Genomic DNA, 16,553 nt, shown 5'->3' on the forward strand with positions numbered 1-16,553 from the left:
CGCTGCCTGTCGGCAAGCCGCTGTACGCAGCAGGACGTATTGTATGAGCGCGCTCGGTCTGGGCCTTGTCGCGGCTTTTGCCTGGGGTCTGCACGATCTTTGTGTGCGCCATGTCAGCCAGCGGACAAGTATTCTTTCGGCTTTGGCAACAGTACTGGCGGTGGGTGCGGCGCTGGTCTTGCCGGTGGCGGTCTGGCTTGGTGACTGGCGGGCAATGACTGCGGCGGCCTACGGTCTGGCCGTACTGTCGGGTGTTTTTTTCGGCCTTGCCGGATTTGGTCTCTACAAGGCATTCGAGATCGGGCCGGTGCGACTTGTGGCGCCGGTGGTGGGGGCCTATCCGGTCCTGACCATGGCATTGGCCGGGCTGGGTGGTGCGCCGGTGACCGGCGGGCAATGGATGGCGGCGCTCGCGGTGGTCATGGGTATCGGTATCGTTGCAGCACTGATCCGCGAGGGCGAGAGCAACGGATCACGCGGCACCGCGATAATCTGGGCGATCCTGAGCGCGATCGGTTTTGCCGGGACATTCGCCGTCGGGCAATATGCGGCACGCGCCGGGGCCGATCTGCCTGTTCTCATGTCAACACGGGCGGCCGCATTGGTGCTTGTACTGCCACTGGCGATGATCGGACGGGCAGGTGCACGCGGCATCGTTCGGCAGTTGCCGCTGCTGGTGGCGATGGGTGTACTTGATGCGGTGGCCCTCGGTGCGATCATGGTCGCGGCGCCCTTGCCAAATCCCGAATTCGCGGCGGTCGCAGCGGCAACCTTTGGTGTTATTACCATCGTCCTCGCCAGTATTCTGTTCAAGGAACGCATGCGCGGGGGGCAGTGGATCGGTGTGGCCCTGACCTTTGCAGGCATTGGCTATCTGGCGCTCTGACATGCCGATGGTTCGATATCTGCATCATACCTGCCGCGACACGCTTGCATCCGCCGAATGGCTGTGGCTTTTGCCGGTCTAACTGGAGTGTCGGATGCAGGCAATATTGGCGGGGTTCGCTCTAGGGTTTTCCCTCATCCTGGCAATCGGCGCGCAGAATGCATTTGTCCTGCGTCAGGGACTCAGGCGCGAGCATGTGCTGGCCGTGGTGCTGGTCTGTGCGCTGTCGGATGCGTTGCTCGTGTCGGCAGGGGTGGCGGGCTTTGGCGCGTTGGCCGAATTGGTGCCGGGACTGGAACCGGCGATGCGCTATGGCGGCGCGGCATTCCTGATTCTCTACGGTGCACGGAGTTTCCGGGCGGCGTGGCGCGGCGGCTCGGTGCTTGAGGCGGGGGCCGGCACAGGCAGTATGCGACGAGCAGTGCTGACAAGCCTCGCGCTGACATGGCTCAACCCGCATGTCTATCTCGATACCGTGGTTCTGCTGGGATCCGTTTCGGCGCAATATGAGGACAGGCTAGGCTTTGCCACAGGTGCGGTGGCGGCGAGTTTCGTGTTTTTCTTTTCGCTGGGGTATGGGGCGCGATTGCTGGCCCCGCTCTTTCGCCGACCGACAAGCTGGCGGATGCTGGACGCCGGAGTGGGCGGCGTGATGTGGTCCATCGCGGCAGGTCTTTTGCTGGGCTGACGCGTTGCACAGCGGATGTGCGGCTGCAGGGCTAAGGCGCGTGGCGCGACTGTGTTAGGATGATTCCGACGCAGCGGAGGAGTCGCAAGATGAGCTGGAACCCGACATTGGAACCTCAATGCCCCGAGGCGGGCGATCTGGACAGCATCGAGACGGTAATCGTGCCACGCGCCCGCGATATCGGCGGGTTCGAGGTGCGGCGCGCGCTGCCTGCGCCCCGTCGTCAGATGGTGGGCCCGTTCATATTCTTCGATCAGATGGGGCCGGCGGAGTTCCTGACCGGGCAAGGCATCGATGTGCGGCCGCATCCGCATATCGGGCTCGGCACCGTCACCTATCTGTTCGAGGGAGAGTTTCAGCACCGCGACAGTCTGGGCACCGACCAGATGATCTATCCCGGTGCGGTCAACTGGATGGTGGCGGGGCGCGGCGTGACCCATTCCGAGCGCACGAGCGAAGCCACCCGTCGGGGCGAGAGCCGACTCTTCGGTATTCAGACATGGGTGGCGCTGCCGGAACGCGACGAAGATCGGCAGGCGTCTTTCGAACACCACTCGAGCGCTGCATTGCCGGTACTGGAAGAGGGGGGCGCCCGGCTGCGGTTGATCATGGGGCGGGGCTGGGGCGAGACGACGCCGGTCAGCACCTTTACCGATATGTTCTACGCCGATGTGGCGCTGGAAGCGGGTTCGGCGCTGCCACTGCCGGATGATCACGAGGATCGCGGTGTCTATGTCGTGGCGGGCGAGATCAAGGCGGCTGGGCAGAGCTTCGAGGCGGGGCGGATGATGGTCTTTCGTCCCGGCGATGCGATCAGCCTGCGCGCAGGGTCGCAGGGCGCGCGACTGGTGGTGCTGGGCGGCGAGACGTTGAACGGGCCGCGCTACATCTGGTGGAACTTCGTGGCCTCAAGCCGGGAGCGGATCGAGGCGGCCAAGGCCGACTGGGCGGCGGGAGACTGGGCGCAGGGGCGGTTCCAGTTGCCACCAGGCGATGATGCGGAGTTCATTCCGCTACCCTAAGCCATGCTTGGGGCGGGACGGGGGGTTGCGTGCCGTGCATGAAAAAGCCGCATGGCGTGCTCGACAGGATGCGCGCGCCATGAATTAATGCCACCATGCGAGTGGAACAGGACATCAGGCCCGAAGCGGCCTTGCACCCCGGCTGGGGCATCTTCTGGATGGTGGTAACGGGGATCCTCTTTGTGGGGGTGACGGCGCTGGTCAAGATTCTGGGCACGCGGGTGCCCGCCTCGCAGGCGGCGTTCCTGCGTTATGCGATGGGGCTGGTGTTTCTGCTGCCGATGCTTGGCCCGCTCTGGCGTCTGCGGCTGGAGGGACGCATTTGGGCGTTCTTCGGCGCGCGCGGGGTGTTGCACACTGCGGGTGTGGCACTCTGGTTCTTTGCCATGGCGCGCATCCCCATCGCCGACGTGACGGCGATGAATTATCTGGCGCCGATCTACGTGACCATCGGAGCGGCCGTGTTTCTGGGCGAGAGGTTGGCGGCGCGGCGGGTGATCGCGGTTGCGGTGGCGCTGCTGGGCGCACTGATCATCCTGCGGCCCGGATTTCGCGAGGTTGGGCCGGGGCATCTTGCAATGCTGTTCACAGCGGTGTTTTTCGGCGGTTCGTACCTTTTGGCCAAGGTCGTGTCGGCGCGGTGCAGCGCGGGTGTCGTGGTGGCGATGTTGTCGATTACGGTGACGCTGGGGCTGGCGCCGCTGGCGGCGGCGGTCTGGGTAACGCCGACATGGGGCGAACTGGCGATCCTCTTTGCGGTGGCTTGTCTGGCGACGGGCGGGCACTATACAATGACGCTCGCGTTTCGCGCAGCGCCTCTCGCGGTGACGCAGCCGGTGACCTTTCTGCAACTCGTGTGGGCGGTACTGCTGGGCGCGCTGGTCTTTGGCGAGGGGGTGGATCTGTTCGTGATCCTGGGCGGCACGGTAATCGTCGGTGCGGTGAGTTTCATCAGCTGGCGCGAGTCGGTGCTCAAACGCCGCGCGATCACGCCCGATGTCTCGGCCACCAAGGTGTGAGGGGGCATTCCCCCCATATGTGGCCATCTTGCAGAAATCTTGTGAAAAATGACTAACGACCCCCGAGATATGGTTGATCGGGGGCCACAGAGCCTGTATGATTTCACGTACAGGTGCAATAGACGCGGTCGCATCTACTGACGGCGGGGTCCGGGGCATTTCCATGCTGCGGACCCTGTTCGTTTTGAGAAAATGAAAAGGCGCCAGGTGCTCAGACGCGGTCTTCGCATTGCGGCCCGTGTCCGAAGATCGGTGCCACACCCTGACGCCTCGCTGAACGTCCGGTCCCGAAAGACCCTGGTCCAGTTTGCCGCCTGTCCCGACGAACCTGCGGCGGTTCCGGACGTTGCCGCCCGAAACGTTCCACGAATGTCACCATCCGTAGCTGCCACGATCCCCTGAGGCACCATGACAATCATAGCGGGCAAGGCCCGTCATGACCTGCATCGACCCGGAGGATGAAACGAAGGGTTCCCGAAAGAACCTGCTCCGCCGCAACCGCCTGAACCCTTACGAATGGTCGTTAAGGCGCAAGGCCCCCCGTATCCATTCGCGCCGGTCCCGAGGGGCCTTTGCGTCCCCGCGTCGGATCGTGAGAACCGCTGCGGTTAATCAGACCGTCACAAAACCGTATGATTCCCGCAACAGAAAAATGTCGTCGCGTGCAATTTTTGTGGGGATAACATGTTTATATTCTTGGGGGATTTTGTGTGGATAAGCGCGGATTGTGCTTTGTTTAGGCAGGCTTGACCGGGGGATAAGTGATCGCTGGAGGGGCAGGGCGCAAACGGGGCGGGCACTGCAGCCCGCCCCGCATCTCATGGTCAGTTCACGCCAAGCATCTCCTTGGCTTCAGCCAGGGTCGCCACCGAAGCGGCATGATCGCCGGCCTCGTGCTGCTCTTCGCCGAGCGCGCGCAGTTCCTTGACCTTGGCCATATCGGCCTCTGACAGGCTCGCGCTTTCAAGTGCTGCGTCGATTTTCGCCATATCTGCCGGGCATTGGCCCGCGATTGCCGGGGCGGCGAGAAACAGAGCGGCGGCGAGGGTGAGGTATTTCATGATGTGGTCCTCCTGTTGTTGCGTGAGGCTCAGATAGGATGACGCAGGGGAATGTCGAGAGGCAGGTGAAACGAATGAGCGGGGGATTGCCGGAGCCATATGGCGGGTGCCGATGCACCGATGCGCGGGATCAGCACGACGATTTTCAGTTGACAGCTGGCAGGGTCCGTTTGGTCACTGAGCCAAGGCAACAACTGTCGATCACAGGTTGTCCGCCATGCCCGCAGAGGCGGGCATCTCGTGAAACCTGTCGTGCGGTCGAGGTGAAATCGCGACTGTGGTCGGAGATCCAAACTTGCGTGCGCAGGGATGACATTCGGGTAGCGACATGAACTCTTACGAGTCCATCTTCAACGCCGAAATGAACGCCTCCTGCGGGATATCGACCTTGCCGAACTGGCGCATCTTCTTCTTGCCTGCCTTCTGCTTTTCCAGCAACTTCTTCTTGCGCGTGGCATCGCCGCCATAGCATTTGGCGGTCACGTCCTTCCTGAGCGCCGAGAGCGTTTCGCGCGCGATCACCTTGCCGCCGATAGCCGCCTGGATTGGGATCTTGAACATGTGGCGGGGTATCAGATCCTTCAGCTTCTCGCACATCGCCCGCCCGCGCGTCTCGGCCCGGTCGCGGTGAACCATCATCGAGAGCGCATCGACCGGTTCGTCATTCACCAGCACCTGCATCTTGACCAGATTGTCCTCGCGATAGCCCTCGAGATGATAATCGAAGGAGGCATAGCCCTTGGTCACCGATTTCAGCCGGTCGTAGAAATCGAACACCACCTCGTTGAGCGGCAGGTCATAGACAACCATGGCGCGAGATCCGGCATAGGTCAGGTCCAACTGAATGCCGCGGCGGTCCTGACAAAGTTTCAGCACATCGCCGAGGTAGTCGTCGGGCACCAGAATGGTCGCCTTGATCCGCGGCTCCTCGATATGGTCCACATAGGTGAGGTCGGGCATATCGGCGGGGTTGTGCAGATCGCGCCGCGTGCCATCCTTCATGAAGAGGTGATAGACCACCGAGGGCGCGGTGGTGATCAATTCGATATCGTATTCCCGTTCGATTCGGTCGCGGATCACCTCGAGATGCAGCAACCCCAAAAATCCGCAGCGGAAGCCAAAGCCAAGCGCCGCCGAGGTTTCCATTTCGTAACTGAATGAGGCGTCATTCAGCGCCAGTTTCTCGATGGCGTCGCGCAGGTCCTCGAATTCGGCTGAATCAACCGGAAAGAGGCCGCAGAACACGACCGGGACGGAGGGTTTGAACCCGGGCAAGGGTTTCTCGCAGGGCCGTTTCTCATGTGTGATCGTGTCGCCCACTTTGGTGTCGCGCACCTGCTTGATCGAGGCGGTGATGAAACCGATCTCGCCGGGCCCGAGGCTCTCGACCTTTTCCATCTGGGGGCGAAAGACGCCAATGCGCTCGACATTATAGGTGGCGCCGGTCTGGATCATGCGGATTCGGTCGCCGCGCCTCATCCGCCCGTCCATGATGCGCACCAGAACGACCACGCCCAGATAGGCGTCATACCAGCTGTCGACCAGCATCGCCTTGAGAGGCGCGCGCTCGTCGCCCCGCGGCGGCGGCAGGTGATGCACGATGGCCTCCAGCGTCTCGGGAATGCCCACGCCGGTCTTGGCCGACACCCGGATCGCGCCGCTCGCGTCGATCCCGATGACATCCTCGATCTGCTCGGCCACGCGGTCGCATTCGCTGGCGGGCAGGTCGATCTTGTTGAGGATAGGTACCAGTTCGTGGCCCGCATCAATCGCTTGGTAGACATTGGCCAGCGTCTGCGCCTCGACGCCCTGCGTGCTGTCGACGACCAGGAGACTGCCCTCGACCGCGCGCATCGAGCGGCTGACCTCATAGGCAAAGTCCACATGCCCCGGCGTGTCGATGAGATTGAGCACGTACTTTTCGCCGTTTTGCGCGGTATAGTCGATGCGAACCGTATTGGCCTTGATCGTGATGCCGCGCTCGCGCTCGATATCCATGGCGTCGAGCATCTGCTCTTTCATGTCCCGATCCTGCACCGTCCCGGTCGACTGGATCAGCCGGTCGGCAAGCGTGGATTTGCCGTGGTCGATATGCGCCACGATCGAGAAATTACGGATATGAGCGAGGTCTGTCATGGCCTTGGCATATGTATGGGAATGGCAGGGTGGTCAAGGTAGGATAGTGCCTGGCGACGCTGCAATCCCTCTCGGCATCGAAGGTCTTGCTGTGATAGACTGGCAACAGGAGCGAACAAAAGCCGCACACTCCCGAAAGGACGGCCCCATGCCCGATACCAAAGCCATCCACGCACAGGTCAGCGGTCGGGTGCAGGGCGTATCGTTCCGCGTCTGGGCACGGGTCGAGGCGCAGGGGCGCGGCCTTGCAGGCTGGGTGCGCAACGAGGCCGACGGCTCCGTCAGCGCGCATCTCGAAGGACCGTCTGCGGATGTTGACGACATGGTGACCGCGCTGCATCGCGGTCCGCCGGCCGCCATCGTCCGAGAGGTGACAGTGAACGTCGCAGCCCCCATAGGTGCCACGCATTTCGATATCCGGTCTTAGCGCGCGGCTTTCGATCTTGCCCCGCCCGTGCCTGCCGCGTAGAACGCGGGCGTTGATAATTCCCGGAGCATCATGATGCTGGACTTGATCTATGAGACCCCGAAACCCAAGGTGATCGCCGGGGCGAAACATGACTGGGAACTGGTGATCGGAATGGAGGTGCACGCCCAGGTCGCATCGAACGCCAAGCTGTTTTCCGGGGCCTCGACCAAATTCGGGGCCGAACCCAATTCCAACGTCTCCTTCGTCGATGCCGCGATGCCCGGCATGCTGCCGGTCATCAACGAATTCTGCGTCGAGCAAGCGGTGCGCACCGGGCTGGGACTCAAGGCCAGGATCAACCTCTGGTCGGCCTTTGACCGCAAGAATTACTTTTACCCCGATCTTCCGCAGGGCTATCAGATCAGTCAACTCTATCACCCGCTGGTGGGCGAGGGTGAAATCCTCGTCGACATGAGCCCCGGAGTGGCGCGCAAGGTGCGCATCGAGCGCATTCACATGGAGCAGGACGCGGGCAAGTCGATTCACGACATGGACCCTGCCATGTCCTTTGTAGATCTCAACCGCACCGGCGTGTGCCTCATGGAGATCGTGAGCCGTCCCGATATTCGTGGCCCGGAAGAGGCCGCCGCCTATGTGACCAAGCTGCGCCAGATCCTGCGCTATCTGGGCACCTGCGATGGCAACATGCAGAATGGCAATCTGCGCGCAGACGTCAACGTATCAATCTGCCGTCCGGGTCAGTATGAGAAATATATGGAAAGCCAGGATTTCTCGCATCTGGGCACTCGCTGCGAGATCAAGAACATGAACTCCATGCGTTTCATTCAAGCGGCCATCGAATATGAGGCCCGCCGTCAGATCGCTATAGTCGAGGCTGGTGGCGAGGTCGTGCAGGAGACCCGGCTCTATGATCCCGACAGGAACGAGACCCGTTCCATGCGATCCAAGGAAGAGGCGCATGATTACCGCTATTTCCCTGATCCTGATCTTCTGCCACTGGAAATCGAACAGTCATGGATCGATGAGATTGCGGTCAACCTGCCCGAACTGCCCGATGCAAAGAAGGCGCGGTTCGTCCTGGAATTCGGTCTCAGCGAATATGACGCCAGCGTGCTGACCGCCGATCTGGCTAATGCCGCCTATTTCGAAGAGGTGGCCGCAGGCGCAGGCGATGGCAAGCTGGCGGCGAACTGGGTGATAAACGAACTCTTTGGCCGCTTGAAGAAAGAAGATCACTCGATCGAGGAAAGCCCCGTCAGCCCTGCCCAGCTTGCCGCCATCGTGCGGCTGATCAAATCCGATGCCATTTCGGGCAAGATTGCCAAGGATCTCTTCGAGATCGTCTATACGACAGGTGGCGATCCCGAGCGGATCGTCGAAGAACGCGGCATGAAACAGGTCACGGACACTGGCGCCATTGAGCAGGCCGTGGCCGAGATCATCGCCGCCAACCCCGCGCAGGTGGAAAAGGCGCAAGCCAATCCCAAACTCGCGGGCTGGTTTGTCGGGCAGGTGATGAAGTCCACCGGCGGCAAGGCGAATCCAAAGGCGGTCAACGATATAGTGATGGCAAGGCTGGGCCTGTAACAGCGCGGCATTGTGCTTGTCATATTCCGAACTTGACCTGGGCGGGTGGATTACAGGTCTGCCCTCGGGATGCGCGGTCGAGAACCTCAGCGCCAGAGATACGCATATGTGGCGAATGCCCCCTGTAGCCTGGCGAGCAGACGGTTCGCCGGACCGGGTTGGTGCAATAGGCCGTGGGCGATGCGGTGCGCGACCACCTCGACCGGGCAGGGCTGCCCGGTGGCGGGATCAAAATAGCGCGGATAGTCGATCAACGTGGCATGCACGAGGCCCGCGAGCGTCGGACGAGCGTTGCGGCGGGCAGGGATATCCCCAAGGTCGCGGGTCAGCCCCCAACCGGCATAGAAAGGTGCGCCTGTGGTGGTGACCCGAATACCGCGCAACAGCGCCTCGAACCCCAGAAGCGAGGTCATTGTCCAGACTTCCTGCACCTGCGTCAGCAGGCGGGCGGGGTCGGTACCCGTGAGGGTCAGGTCGGCAAGATCCTTGAGCGCGTCGGCGGCGATATCGCCGGGGCGCAGCCCGGCCTCCACATCCGGGTGAGGCTTGTAGAGGATCACCGCGTTCGGATTCTCGCTGCGCACCCGTTGCAGCAGGGCCAGGTTGGTGATGATGTCACCGCCCGCGCCAAGCCGGATCGAGGCGTCATCCTCGACCTGCCCCGGCACAAGGATGCGATGGCCGCAGGGCAGATCAGGGGCGGCCCGCCCAAGATTATATTTGCTCAGACCGTCCCGGACGAGCATCCCGACAAGGGCCTCGGCGCGGGCGCTCTGGTCCGGACGAAGCGAGGCGCGCTGCGCGATCAGCCGCTCAAGGCGGCTTTCGCGCGTCGGATCGTAGTAGATCCCCAGATCGTCGCAGACCAGCGACAACGGCGGCACCAGGTCAGCCCCAAGGCCGCGCGAGCGCAAAAAGCCGTCCTCGACACGGCAGGCCGTCGCCGGGGTGTTTATGACCTGCGAGGCCCAGACCATCGCGGGACGGTCGGGCGGGGTCGAAGATCCGGGAAAGATCACCTTGCGATGCAGGCCGAAGAAGCTTTGCAGCGGCGCACGCTTCCACAGCCGCATACCATATGCCGCCCAACCCAGACGGTCCTCGCGCCAGGCGCGGCTTTGCGCGGCGAGGGTGGCGATCGCGGTTTCCAGATCGCAGAGCCGGTCATGGTATGGATCATACCATGTCGGATAGAGGATCATCGCGGCGGCAAACATCTGGGCGCGGCTCAGGCGGCGATTGCGGCGCGGCATGGGCAGGGGATGACGGTCCTCGGTCAGGCCCCAACCCGCATAGAAAGGCTGGCCAAAGACCTGCGGACGGTGCCCGGCAAAGATCGCCTCGAATCCCAGTTGCGAGGTCACGGTATAGACCGCGATGGCCCCCTCCATCAACACCCAGGGGCTGACCGGATCGGAAAAAAGCGTGATACGATCCGTCTGATCGGAGGCAGAAAAATATCCCGGGCGGTGGCCCTGATCGGTCTCGGGATGAGTTTTGATCAGGATGCGTGCGGCGGGGTGTTCCTCTTGCGCCCAATAGAGCATCTCGCGGAACGTGTTGGCGTCCGCCCCGCCATGCGTGATCGAGGCGTCGCCGCGGGTCTGGTCGATGACCAGAACATAACCCGGTTCAGGGCAGGGGCGACCCGGATCGAAGGCGGTATATTTCGATAGATGCGCCTCCTGCATCTGGGCGAGACAGCCACGCGCACGGTTCATCAGCGCGGTGTCGTCGAGCGGATGGGTGGCGAGGATATGTTCCAGATCGGACGGGCCGCTGCTGTCGAAATAGATGCCGCGCCGATCCATCACCAACCCAAGCGGCGGTGTGCCGCTGCGCCCCGGATGAAGTGACCGCAGAAATGCGTCTTCGATGCGAAGAAGGCCTGCCCCGGTGCGTTCTGCCACAGCTTCGCCGCGTGCGGCGTAGCGACTCTTGCCCCAGACGGCGATCAGGTCGTCGGGAGTTGGACGCCCAGGCCGCAGATCGTGACCGGCAAGCGACAGGATACGACGAACACGCCGCTGCCAAAGAAATCCGGCATTGAAATGGAAAACCCGTCGAGGCGCTGTACGCCCGGCGGGATCAACCTCTGGACAGGGCGTCAAAAATCGCCTTGCAGCGTCGAGGCCGATGTGCCGACAGAGCCAACTGCGGCCAGCGAGCCGGTGAGTGCGCCGACGATCTTGGACCATTGTGTGAACGGGGCCTCGGTGACGTAGATCGTATCGGCATCGCGGATCGCGAAATCCCTGGCCAGGAACAATCCGGTGGGCGCGGTCAGATCCAACACGTAGACCATGCGCTGATCGCCGACCAGATCGGCGCGACCAAGCACCTGGTTGGCGATCTCTTGCGGCTCGTTGCGCAGAACGAACACGCCGCTGGGGTCGGCGGCATTGGTGCTGAGCCCGCCTACCTGCGCCAGCGCTTCGACTACCGAGAGGCTTTGAGTGTTGAACGTTACGCGGGATTGTCCTCCGGTGGCGCCGAGCACGGTAAATGCGCGTGTGTCAGCCTCGATCAGGATACGGTCTCCGCCGCGCAGCGCCACGTCGAACTCTGGATATCTGAACAGATCCTGGAACCAGACCTTGCTGCGCTGGCCGCCCCGGATCAGGGTGATCTGGGCGATTTCGGGTTCGATCGCGATACCGCCGGCGCGGGCGATCATGGCCGAGAGCGTGCGCGTCGGGGCCTCGATAGGATAGATGCCCTGTGCACCCACCGATCCGCTGACCGACACAGTCGAACCATCCCCGGCAATGCGGCGGACCTCGACCTGAGGGTCCGGCGTCTGCTCTTCCAGCTTGGCGGTGATGATCCGGCGCAGTGCCTCGGGCGTGTTACCGGCGGCGCGGATCCGTCCGGCATAGGGCACAAAGATGAAACCCGTGCCATCAACCTGAACTTCCTGAAGAATGGTCTGCTTGACCGGACCGCTGGAAAGCAGGCCGTCGTCCACGTTCTCCCAGACGGTCAGGCCCAGCCTGTCCCCCGCATTGATTGTGTCGGATCCGATCATTCCGGCATCTCTGAACTCATCCGCAAAGCCAAGCGCAGGCTGCACCGCCGTCGCGCGCGTCACGCGATCATTGACCGACACGACAAATGCATCGCCCTGGTTCTGTACCGAGCTGGCGTAAATCTCTGCCTTGTTCGGGCCGGATCGCGGCAATGCGCATGCCGCAAGCATCGAAAAAAGCACAATGGACACGATGAGCCTTGCCCATCGAAAGTTTCCAGATGTCACTAACCTGCCTCCTCGACCTTTTTAACACGGTCTTAAATTTCACATCTATCTGAGAGGCAAATGAAAATCCAGTTACCGCATTGCCGACCCTCAGGGAATGAGGCGCAGGTGTTGCCATTGCGCCGCGGTGCCGGGCCTGAGGGCGTCGTAGGGATCCTGGGTGGCAAGCATCATGTCGACTGCTTTGCGCAGCAACTGACGGCGACCCTGCGCCGAATAGAAACCGCCCGGAATCTGGCTGGTTTCCAGAAGATAGCGCCGGTAAATCGCATAGGCGCGGCGGTCAGGGCGATCTGCCCCGGCAAAGAATTCGGCCAACGGTCTGGTCGATACGAATTCGGGTTTGGCATAGACCGCCTGTCCGAATATCCGCAGTGGAATGCCCCGCCAGAGCACCTGCTGTGCGGCAGTTGAATTGACGGTGACGGCGCTGCGCGCCTCGTCGAGAAGCCGTGCCAGCTTGCCGCCGCGCAGGTAATGCACCCGCCCTCTGAGGTCGTGCTTGCGGATCAGCCGACGCAGATCCGCGCGGATCGGCGCGCGACCGTCTTCCAGCGGGTGCGCCTTGATCACCAGGTGGTGGTGTGGTGGTGCGCCGCGCGCAAAGCCGTCGATCAGCGTCTCGAGGAACTCGGTCATGGTGGAAAACGGCGAATGCGCCTGAAACGAGGCATCGTGTTCCAGTTGCAGCAGCGCAATGTGATAGGGAAAGCCGCCAGTGCGCACGCGCCAGGTGGCGATACGTCGCTCAATGGCCTGCAAGGGCATCAGCAACAGGCGCTTGAGATAGAGCTTGAACTCCTCTCCCACGCTGAGTGCGCGATGCGGGCGGAAATGGCGGTAGCGCCGGTTCAGGAAGAGCACGAAGCCATGATACACCGCGCCGTAAAAGACATGCTGGCGCATGTCCCCCCAGCTTGCCGGCGGCAGAGCGCTTTCGGTATCGGCGTTGTCCAGTGCCGCGCGCATTTCTGCCACGCTCATCCGCATCAGACGCGAATGGCCATTGCTGCCGCCACGTTCGTAGGTGACCCAATAGGGGCGCAGATACCCTTCCTCGAAAACATGCACGGTCAGTCCCGCGGTTCGTGCGATGGCTGTGGCCTCGGCATGCCGGGCGCGGGTATCGCCGTAAAGGACGATGTCGGTGACATGTTTTGCGACGATGATGCGGCGCAGGACCTGCGGCCAGGCGTCCGGCTCTTCCAGAAAGGGGATGTAGCTCTGGCGCTCGGGCCAGAACGCCTGATCGCCCGCATTGAAACCCACGCGCCAGACATCTGCGCCCGACCGGTGCAGCATCTGCCCGAGCCTGTGGAAAAACGGGCCGTGTGGTCCCTGAAGAAACAGGAACACCCGGCCCTTGCCGGTCAGGGCTGCCATGATTTCAACCTATCCCTCGAACTGCCTGAACCTACTTAGCCCCATGCGCCGGAAAAATTAAGCCCGTATTACACTGCCTCGCTTGCTTCGGCATCCGGGGGGGGCTAGGTCGGTTGACAGACCGAAAGGAGATCAGGCGATGTTCACGGGCATCATAACCGATGTGGGGGAAATCCGGGCAATCACGCAGCGTGGCGACCTGCGGGCGCGCATCGGCACGGGCTATGAGACGGGGCATATCGACATTGGTGCCTCGATCGCCTGTGATGGGGTGTGCCTGACCGTTGTCGCACTCGGGTCCGACTGGTTCGAGGTGGATGTCTCGGCCGAGACGATATCGAAAACCAACCTGTCAGGCTGGCGTGCAGCAAAGCGCGTCAATCTGGAAAGGGCGCTCAGGGTGGGCGACGAATTGGGCGGGCACATCGTGTCGGGCCATGTCGATGGGCTGGCCGAGGTGGTGGAGCTACGCGAGGAGGGCGACAGCACGCGCGTCACGCTGCGCGCGCCCGACGCGCTTGCGCGGTTCATCGCGCCCAAGGGATCGGTGGCCCTCAACGGCACCTCGCTTACGGTCAACGAGGTGGAGGGATGCGATTTCGGTGTCAACTTCATCCCGCACACCAAACAGGTTACCACCTGGGGCGGGGTCGCGCCTGGCGATCTGGTGAACCTGGAGATCGACACGCTGGCGCGCTATGTGGCGCGGTTAGCCGAGATGGGCTGACGGCGCGCTCAGCCTTGGCGCCGGTTGGGCACGCGGCTTTCGATACGTCCGAAGATCAGTGCGATGATCCCGGCGATGATCATGTAGACCAGTGCCAGCAGCAACAACGGCTCATAGACGATAAAGGTATCGGCCCGCACACGGCTGGACACGGCATAGATTTCGATCACCGTGATCGTGGCCACCAGTGGTGTCGCCTTGAGTTGCAGGATGGTCTCGCCGCCCAGCGTGGGCAGCACGTTGCGAATGGCCTGCGGCAGCCAGACCCGGCGAAAGATCATGCGGCGCGGCATGCCAAAGGCGCGCGCAGCCTCAAGCTGTCCCTTGTTGACGGATGAAAAGGCGCCGCGCATGACCTCGCCCTCATAGCCCGCATAGGAGAGCGTGAGTGCGAGCACGGCGTAGGGCCAGGCCTGACGCAGGTAAGGCCAGAGTTCAGAGGCGCGGATCCACGGGAATTGCGGAAAGAGCGAGCCGAAACCGTAATAGAGCAGCCATATCTGCAAAAGCAGCGGCGTGCCCCGGATGATCGTGCAGAACGCGCGCGCCGGCGCGGCCAGATACCACGGCCCCACCGCCTGAGCGAGGCCGAGCGGAATGGCGAGCAGAAAGCCAAGGATACAGGTGACGGCCAGGATCCAGATTGTGCGCCACAACCCCTCGACCGCCAGCGGCAGGTAATCAGGCAGCCAGTCCCAGCGAAGCGAAAGCGCGCACCAGATCACGAACCCGGCGAACAGCGCCATGAGCAACAGCCTGTGTGGCAGCAAGAGTGCGCGCCAGCCGGTCATCCGTTGCCCTCACGCAGCGAAGGCTGACCGCGCCGCGCCCATTTCTCGATCCGTCCGAAGATCACGCCCGAAAACAGCGTGACGATGAGATAGAGCGCGCCTGCGGCAAGAAAGAAGGTGAAATAGGCGCGCGTGCTGGCCGCCGCCTGCCGGGTTTCGAGTGTCAGTTCGCTGAATCCCACGATGGCCAGCAACGCCGTGTCCTTTGTGGCGATGAGCCAGAGATTGGCGAGGCCGGGTGTGGCAAAACCCATCATCGCCGGTATGGTCACGCGCCGCAATGTCATCAGCGGCGGCATGCCAAAGGCGCGCGCGGCTTCAAGCTGGCCGGATGGAATGGCCTGAATGGCTCCGCGCAGCACCTCGGTTGCATAGGCGCCCTGCACCACGCCCAGAACCCAGATGCCCGCCGCGACACCGCTGATCTCGACTCGGCCATAGCCCATGGCGCTGGCGGCCTGATTGATCAGGTCGGTGCCCACGTAATAGAGAATGAGGATAAGCACCAGTTCCGGCACAGCGCGGATCACGGTGGTGTATATCGTCAGCAGGTCGCGCAGGATAGGTCCGCCGTAGAGTTTGCCATAGGCGCCTCCCAGCCCGATCAGCAGGCCAAAGCCAAAGGCTCCGAATGCGATCTGCAGCGAATTCGCCAGCCCACGCAAGAGGTTGCCGCCCCAGCCCGGAGGCTGGAGCGACAAAAGCTCGACGGTTTTCGTCAGCCCGAGCGTGTCGAGCAGCGCCTCGACCACGAGTGATTATTCCGCGTAGATGCTGGTGTCGAAATAGCGCGCGGTGATCGCCTCGTGGGTGCCATCGGCGAGGATCGTGGCGATACCCTTGTTCAGCGCCGCGCGCAGCGCATCGTCACCCTTGCGCACGCCCGCGCCCACGCCGCGCCCGAGGATCGATTCGTCATTGGCGACATTGCCCTTGATCTCGCAGCACTGGCCTGCGTCGCTGGCCACGAAATCGGCCATGGCAATGCTGTCGGCCTGGGTTGCGTCGATCCGACCGGCAAAGAGATCCTGGTTAGCCTCGTCCTGGGTCTGGTAGATGCGAATCTCGGCGGCACCCGTGAAATATGCCTGCGCATAGCTCTGGTGGATGGTCGAGGCCTGTACGCCGATCACCTTGCCGGCCAGGCTCTCGGGCGAGGCGTCGATATCGAGCGCCTTGTCGGCCACGATTACCGCGGGGGTGTTATAGTATGGGTCCGAAAAGTCGATGGTTTTCAGACGATCTTCGGTGATTGACATCGAGGCCATGATAGCGTCGATCTGCTGTCCGGTAAGCGAGGGGATGATGCCGTCCCAGGCGACCGGTGTCAAAACGCAGTCAAGCCCGGCGGCGGCGCAGACCGCGTCGATCACTTCGATCTCCCAGCCGACCCATGTGCCCGAGGAATCGAGCGAGGCGAACGGCGGGTAAGGTTCGGCCGCAATGCCGATCTTTACCTCCTGGGCCGCAAGTCCGGTGCCGAGTGAGGCCAAGGTTGTGGCGGTGAGTATGGATTTCAGTGTCATGGTCAGTCTCCCTTGTTGGTTCTTGGTATCCTGCCGTCCCG

General features: G+C 62.5%; 15 protein-coding genes. 7 read left to right on the forward strand and 8 right to left on the reverse strand.

The window, feature by feature from the left end; all coding sequences use genetic code 11:
- Positions 1-43: 43 nt before the first annotated feature.
- The 4 genes from BSG08_RS00740 to BSG08_RS00755 all read left to right on the forward strand — a co-directional run bounded on the left by BSG08_RS00740 (position 44) and on the right by BSG08_RS00755 (position 3,615).
- Positions 44-886 carry a DMT family transporter gene (locus BSG08_RS00740; RefSeq protein WP_093030521.1) on the forward strand — a complete coding sequence of 281 codons (843 nt, stop codon included), beginning with the start codon at positions 44-46 and terminating at the stop codon, positions 884-886.
- A gap of 94 nt (positions 887-980) precedes the next feature.
- Positions 981-1,574, forward strand: a complete 594-nt coding sequence (locus tag BSG08_RS00745; RefSeq protein ID WP_093030524.1) for a LysE/ArgO family amino acid transporter — start codon at positions 981-983, stop codon at positions 1,572-1,574.
- A gap of 89 nt (positions 1,575-1,663) precedes the next feature.
- Positions 1,664-2,596, forward strand: a complete 933-nt coding sequence (locus tag BSG08_RS00750) for a pirin family protein (protein ID WP_093030527.1) — start codon at positions 1,664-1,666, stop codon at positions 2,594-2,596.
- 95 nt (positions 2,597-2,691) lie between these two features.
- Positions 2,692-3,615, forward strand: a complete 924-nt coding sequence (locus BSG08_RS00755) for a DMT family transporter (RefSeq protein WP_093030530.1) — start codon at positions 2,692-2,694, stop codon at positions 3,613-3,615.
- Positions 3,616-4,439: 824 nt separating this feature from the next.
- On the opposite strand, the gene BSG08_RS00760 is transcribed toward BSG08_RS00755, so the two are convergent.
- Together BSG08_RS00760 and lepA are read right to left on the reverse strand one after the other, a co-directional pair.
- The gene (locus BSG08_RS00760) at positions 4,440-4,676 is read right to left on the reverse strand and encodes a hypothetical protein (RefSeq protein ID WP_093030533.1); all 237 of its coding nucleotides are present in this window, start codon (positions 4,674-4,676) and stop codon (positions 4,440-4,442) included.
- A 336-nt stretch (positions 4,677-5,012) separates the two neighbouring features.
- Positions 5,013-6,812, reverse strand: coding sequence for a translation elongation factor 4 (gene lepA, locus BSG08_RS00765; protein WP_093030536.1), 1,800 nt, complete (start codon positions 6,810-6,812; stop codon positions 5,013-5,015).
- Positions 6,813-6,960: 148 nt separating this feature from the next.
- On the opposite strand from lepA, the gene BSG08_RS00770 reads away from it, so the two are divergent.
- Entirely contained in the window at positions 6,961-7,239 is a 279-nt protein-coding gene (locus BSG08_RS00770; RefSeq protein ID WP_093030539.1) for an acylphosphatase, read from the forward strand.
- Between the two features lie 75 nt (positions 7,240-7,314).
- Positions 7,315-8,829, forward strand: a complete 1,515-nt coding sequence (gene gatB / locus BSG08_RS00775; RefSeq protein ID WP_093031869.1) for an Asp-tRNA(Asn)/Glu-tRNA(Gln) amidotransferase subunit GatB — start codon at positions 7,315-7,317, stop codon at positions 8,827-8,829.
- An 86-nt stretch (positions 8,830-8,915) separates the two neighbouring features.
- On the opposite strand, the gene BSG08_RS00780 is transcribed toward gatB, so the two are convergent.
- The 3 genes from BSG08_RS00780 to BSG08_RS00790 all read right to left on the reverse strand — a co-directional run bounded on the left by BSG08_RS00780 (position 8,916) and on the right by BSG08_RS00790 (position 13,468).
- Positions 8,916-10,940, reverse strand: a complete 2,025-nt coding sequence (locus BSG08_RS00780) for a capsular polysaccharide biosynthesis protein (protein ID WP_245770565.1) — start codon at positions 10,938-10,940, stop codon at positions 8,916-8,918.
- The gene (locus BSG08_RS00785; protein WP_093031872.1) at positions 10,937-12,028 is read right to left on the reverse strand and encodes a polysaccharide biosynthesis/export family protein; all 1,092 of its coding nucleotides are present in this window, start codon (positions 12,026-12,028) and stop codon (positions 10,937-10,939) included. Before BSG08_RS00785 ends, BSG08_RS00780 begins: the two co-directional genes overlap by 4 nt.
- Before the next feature lie 147 nt (positions 12,029-12,175).
- Entirely contained in the window at positions 12,176-13,468 is a 1,293-nt protein-coding gene (locus tag BSG08_RS00790) for a capsule biosynthesis protein (protein ID WP_093030545.1), read from the reverse strand.
- A 139-nt stretch (positions 13,469-13,607) separates the two neighbouring features.
- On the opposite strand from BSG08_RS00790, the gene BSG08_RS00795 reads away from it, so the two are divergent.
- On the forward strand, positions 13,608-14,195 hold the full coding sequence (locus BSG08_RS00795) for a riboflavin synthase (RefSeq protein ID WP_093030548.1): 588 nt from the start codon (positions 13,608-13,610) through the stop codon (positions 14,193-14,195).
- 8 nt (positions 14,196-14,203) lie between these two features.
- Here BSG08_RS00795 and BSG08_RS00800 read toward each other — a convergent pair whose 3' ends face one another.
- From BSG08_RS00800 to BSG08_RS00810, 3 genes are read right to left on the reverse strand one after another with little or no spacing between them, the layout of a single operon-like run.
- The gene (locus tag BSG08_RS00800) at positions 14,204-14,986 is read right to left on the reverse strand and encodes an ABC transporter permease (protein WP_093030551.1); all 783 of its coding nucleotides are present in this window, start codon (positions 14,984-14,986) and stop codon (positions 14,204-14,206) included.
- A complete protein-coding gene (locus BSG08_RS00805; RefSeq protein ID WP_093030554.1) occupies positions 14,983-15,738 on the reverse strand; it encodes an ABC transporter permease in 756 nt (251 codons plus the stop codon). Before BSG08_RS00805 ends, BSG08_RS00800 begins: the two co-directional genes overlap by 4 nt.
- Positions 15,739-15,744: 6 nt before the next feature.
- Positions 15,745-16,512, reverse strand: coding sequence for a transporter substrate-binding domain-containing protein (locus BSG08_RS00810; RefSeq protein ID WP_093030557.1), 768 nt, complete (start codon positions 16,510-16,512; stop codon positions 15,745-15,747).
- Positions 16,513-16,553: the final 41 nt, after the last annotated feature.

Origin of the sequence: Roseovarius azorensis (assembly GCF_900109455.1) — a bacterium.
Taxonomy (GTDB): Bacteria; Pseudomonadota; Alphaproteobacteria; order Rhodobacterales; family Rhodobacteraceae; genus Roseovarius; species Roseovarius azorensis.

Coding starts and splice junctions, on each gene's coding strand:
- BSG08_RS00810 (WP_093030557.1), bottom strand. CDS start 16,512: ATGACACTGAAATCCATACTCACCGCCACAACCTTGGCCTCACTCGGC.
- BSG08_RS00740 (WP_093030521.1), top strand. CDS start 44: ATGAGCGCGCTCGGTCTGGGCCTTGTCGCGGCTTTTGCCTGGGGTCTG.
- lepA (WP_093030536.1), bottom strand. CDS start 6,812: ATGACAGACCTCGCTCATATCCGTAATTTCTCGATCGTGGCGCATATC.
- BSG08_RS00800 (WP_093030551.1), bottom strand. CDS start 14,986: ATGACCGGCTGGCGCGCACTCTTGCTGCCACACAGGCTGTTGCTCATG.
- BSG08_RS00750 (WP_093030527.1), top strand. CDS start 1,664: ATGAGCTGGAACCCGACATTGGAACCTCAATGCCCCGAGGCGGGCGAT.
- BSG08_RS00760 (WP_093030533.1), bottom strand. CDS start 4,676: ATGAAATACCTCACCCTCGCCGCCGCTCTGTTTCTCGCCGCCCCGGCA.
- BSG08_RS00790 (WP_093030545.1), bottom strand. CDS start 13,468: ATGGCAGCCCTGACCGGCAAGGGCCGGGTGTTCCTGTTTCTTCAGGGA.
- BSG08_RS00745 (WP_093030524.1), top strand. CDS start 981: ATGCAGGCAATATTGGCGGGGTTCGCTCTAGGGTTTTCCCTCATCCTG.
- gatB (WP_093031869.1), top strand. CDS start 7,315: ATGCTGGACTTGATCTATGAGACCCCGAAACCCAAGGTGATCGCCGGG.
- BSG08_RS00785 (WP_093031872.1), bottom strand. CDS start 12,028: ATGCTTGCGGCATGCGCATTGCCGCGATCCGGCCCGAACAAGGCAGAG.
- BSG08_RS00770 (WP_093030539.1), top strand. CDS start 6,961: ATGCCCGATACCAAAGCCATCCACGCACAGGTCAGCGGTCGGGTGCAG.
- BSG08_RS00795 (WP_093030548.1), top strand. CDS start 13,608: ATGTTCACGGGCATCATAACCGATGTGGGGGAAATCCGGGCAATCACG.
- BSG08_RS00755 (WP_093030530.1), top strand. CDS start 2,692: ATGCGAGTGGAACAGGACATCAGGCCCGAAGCGGCCTTGCACCCCGGC.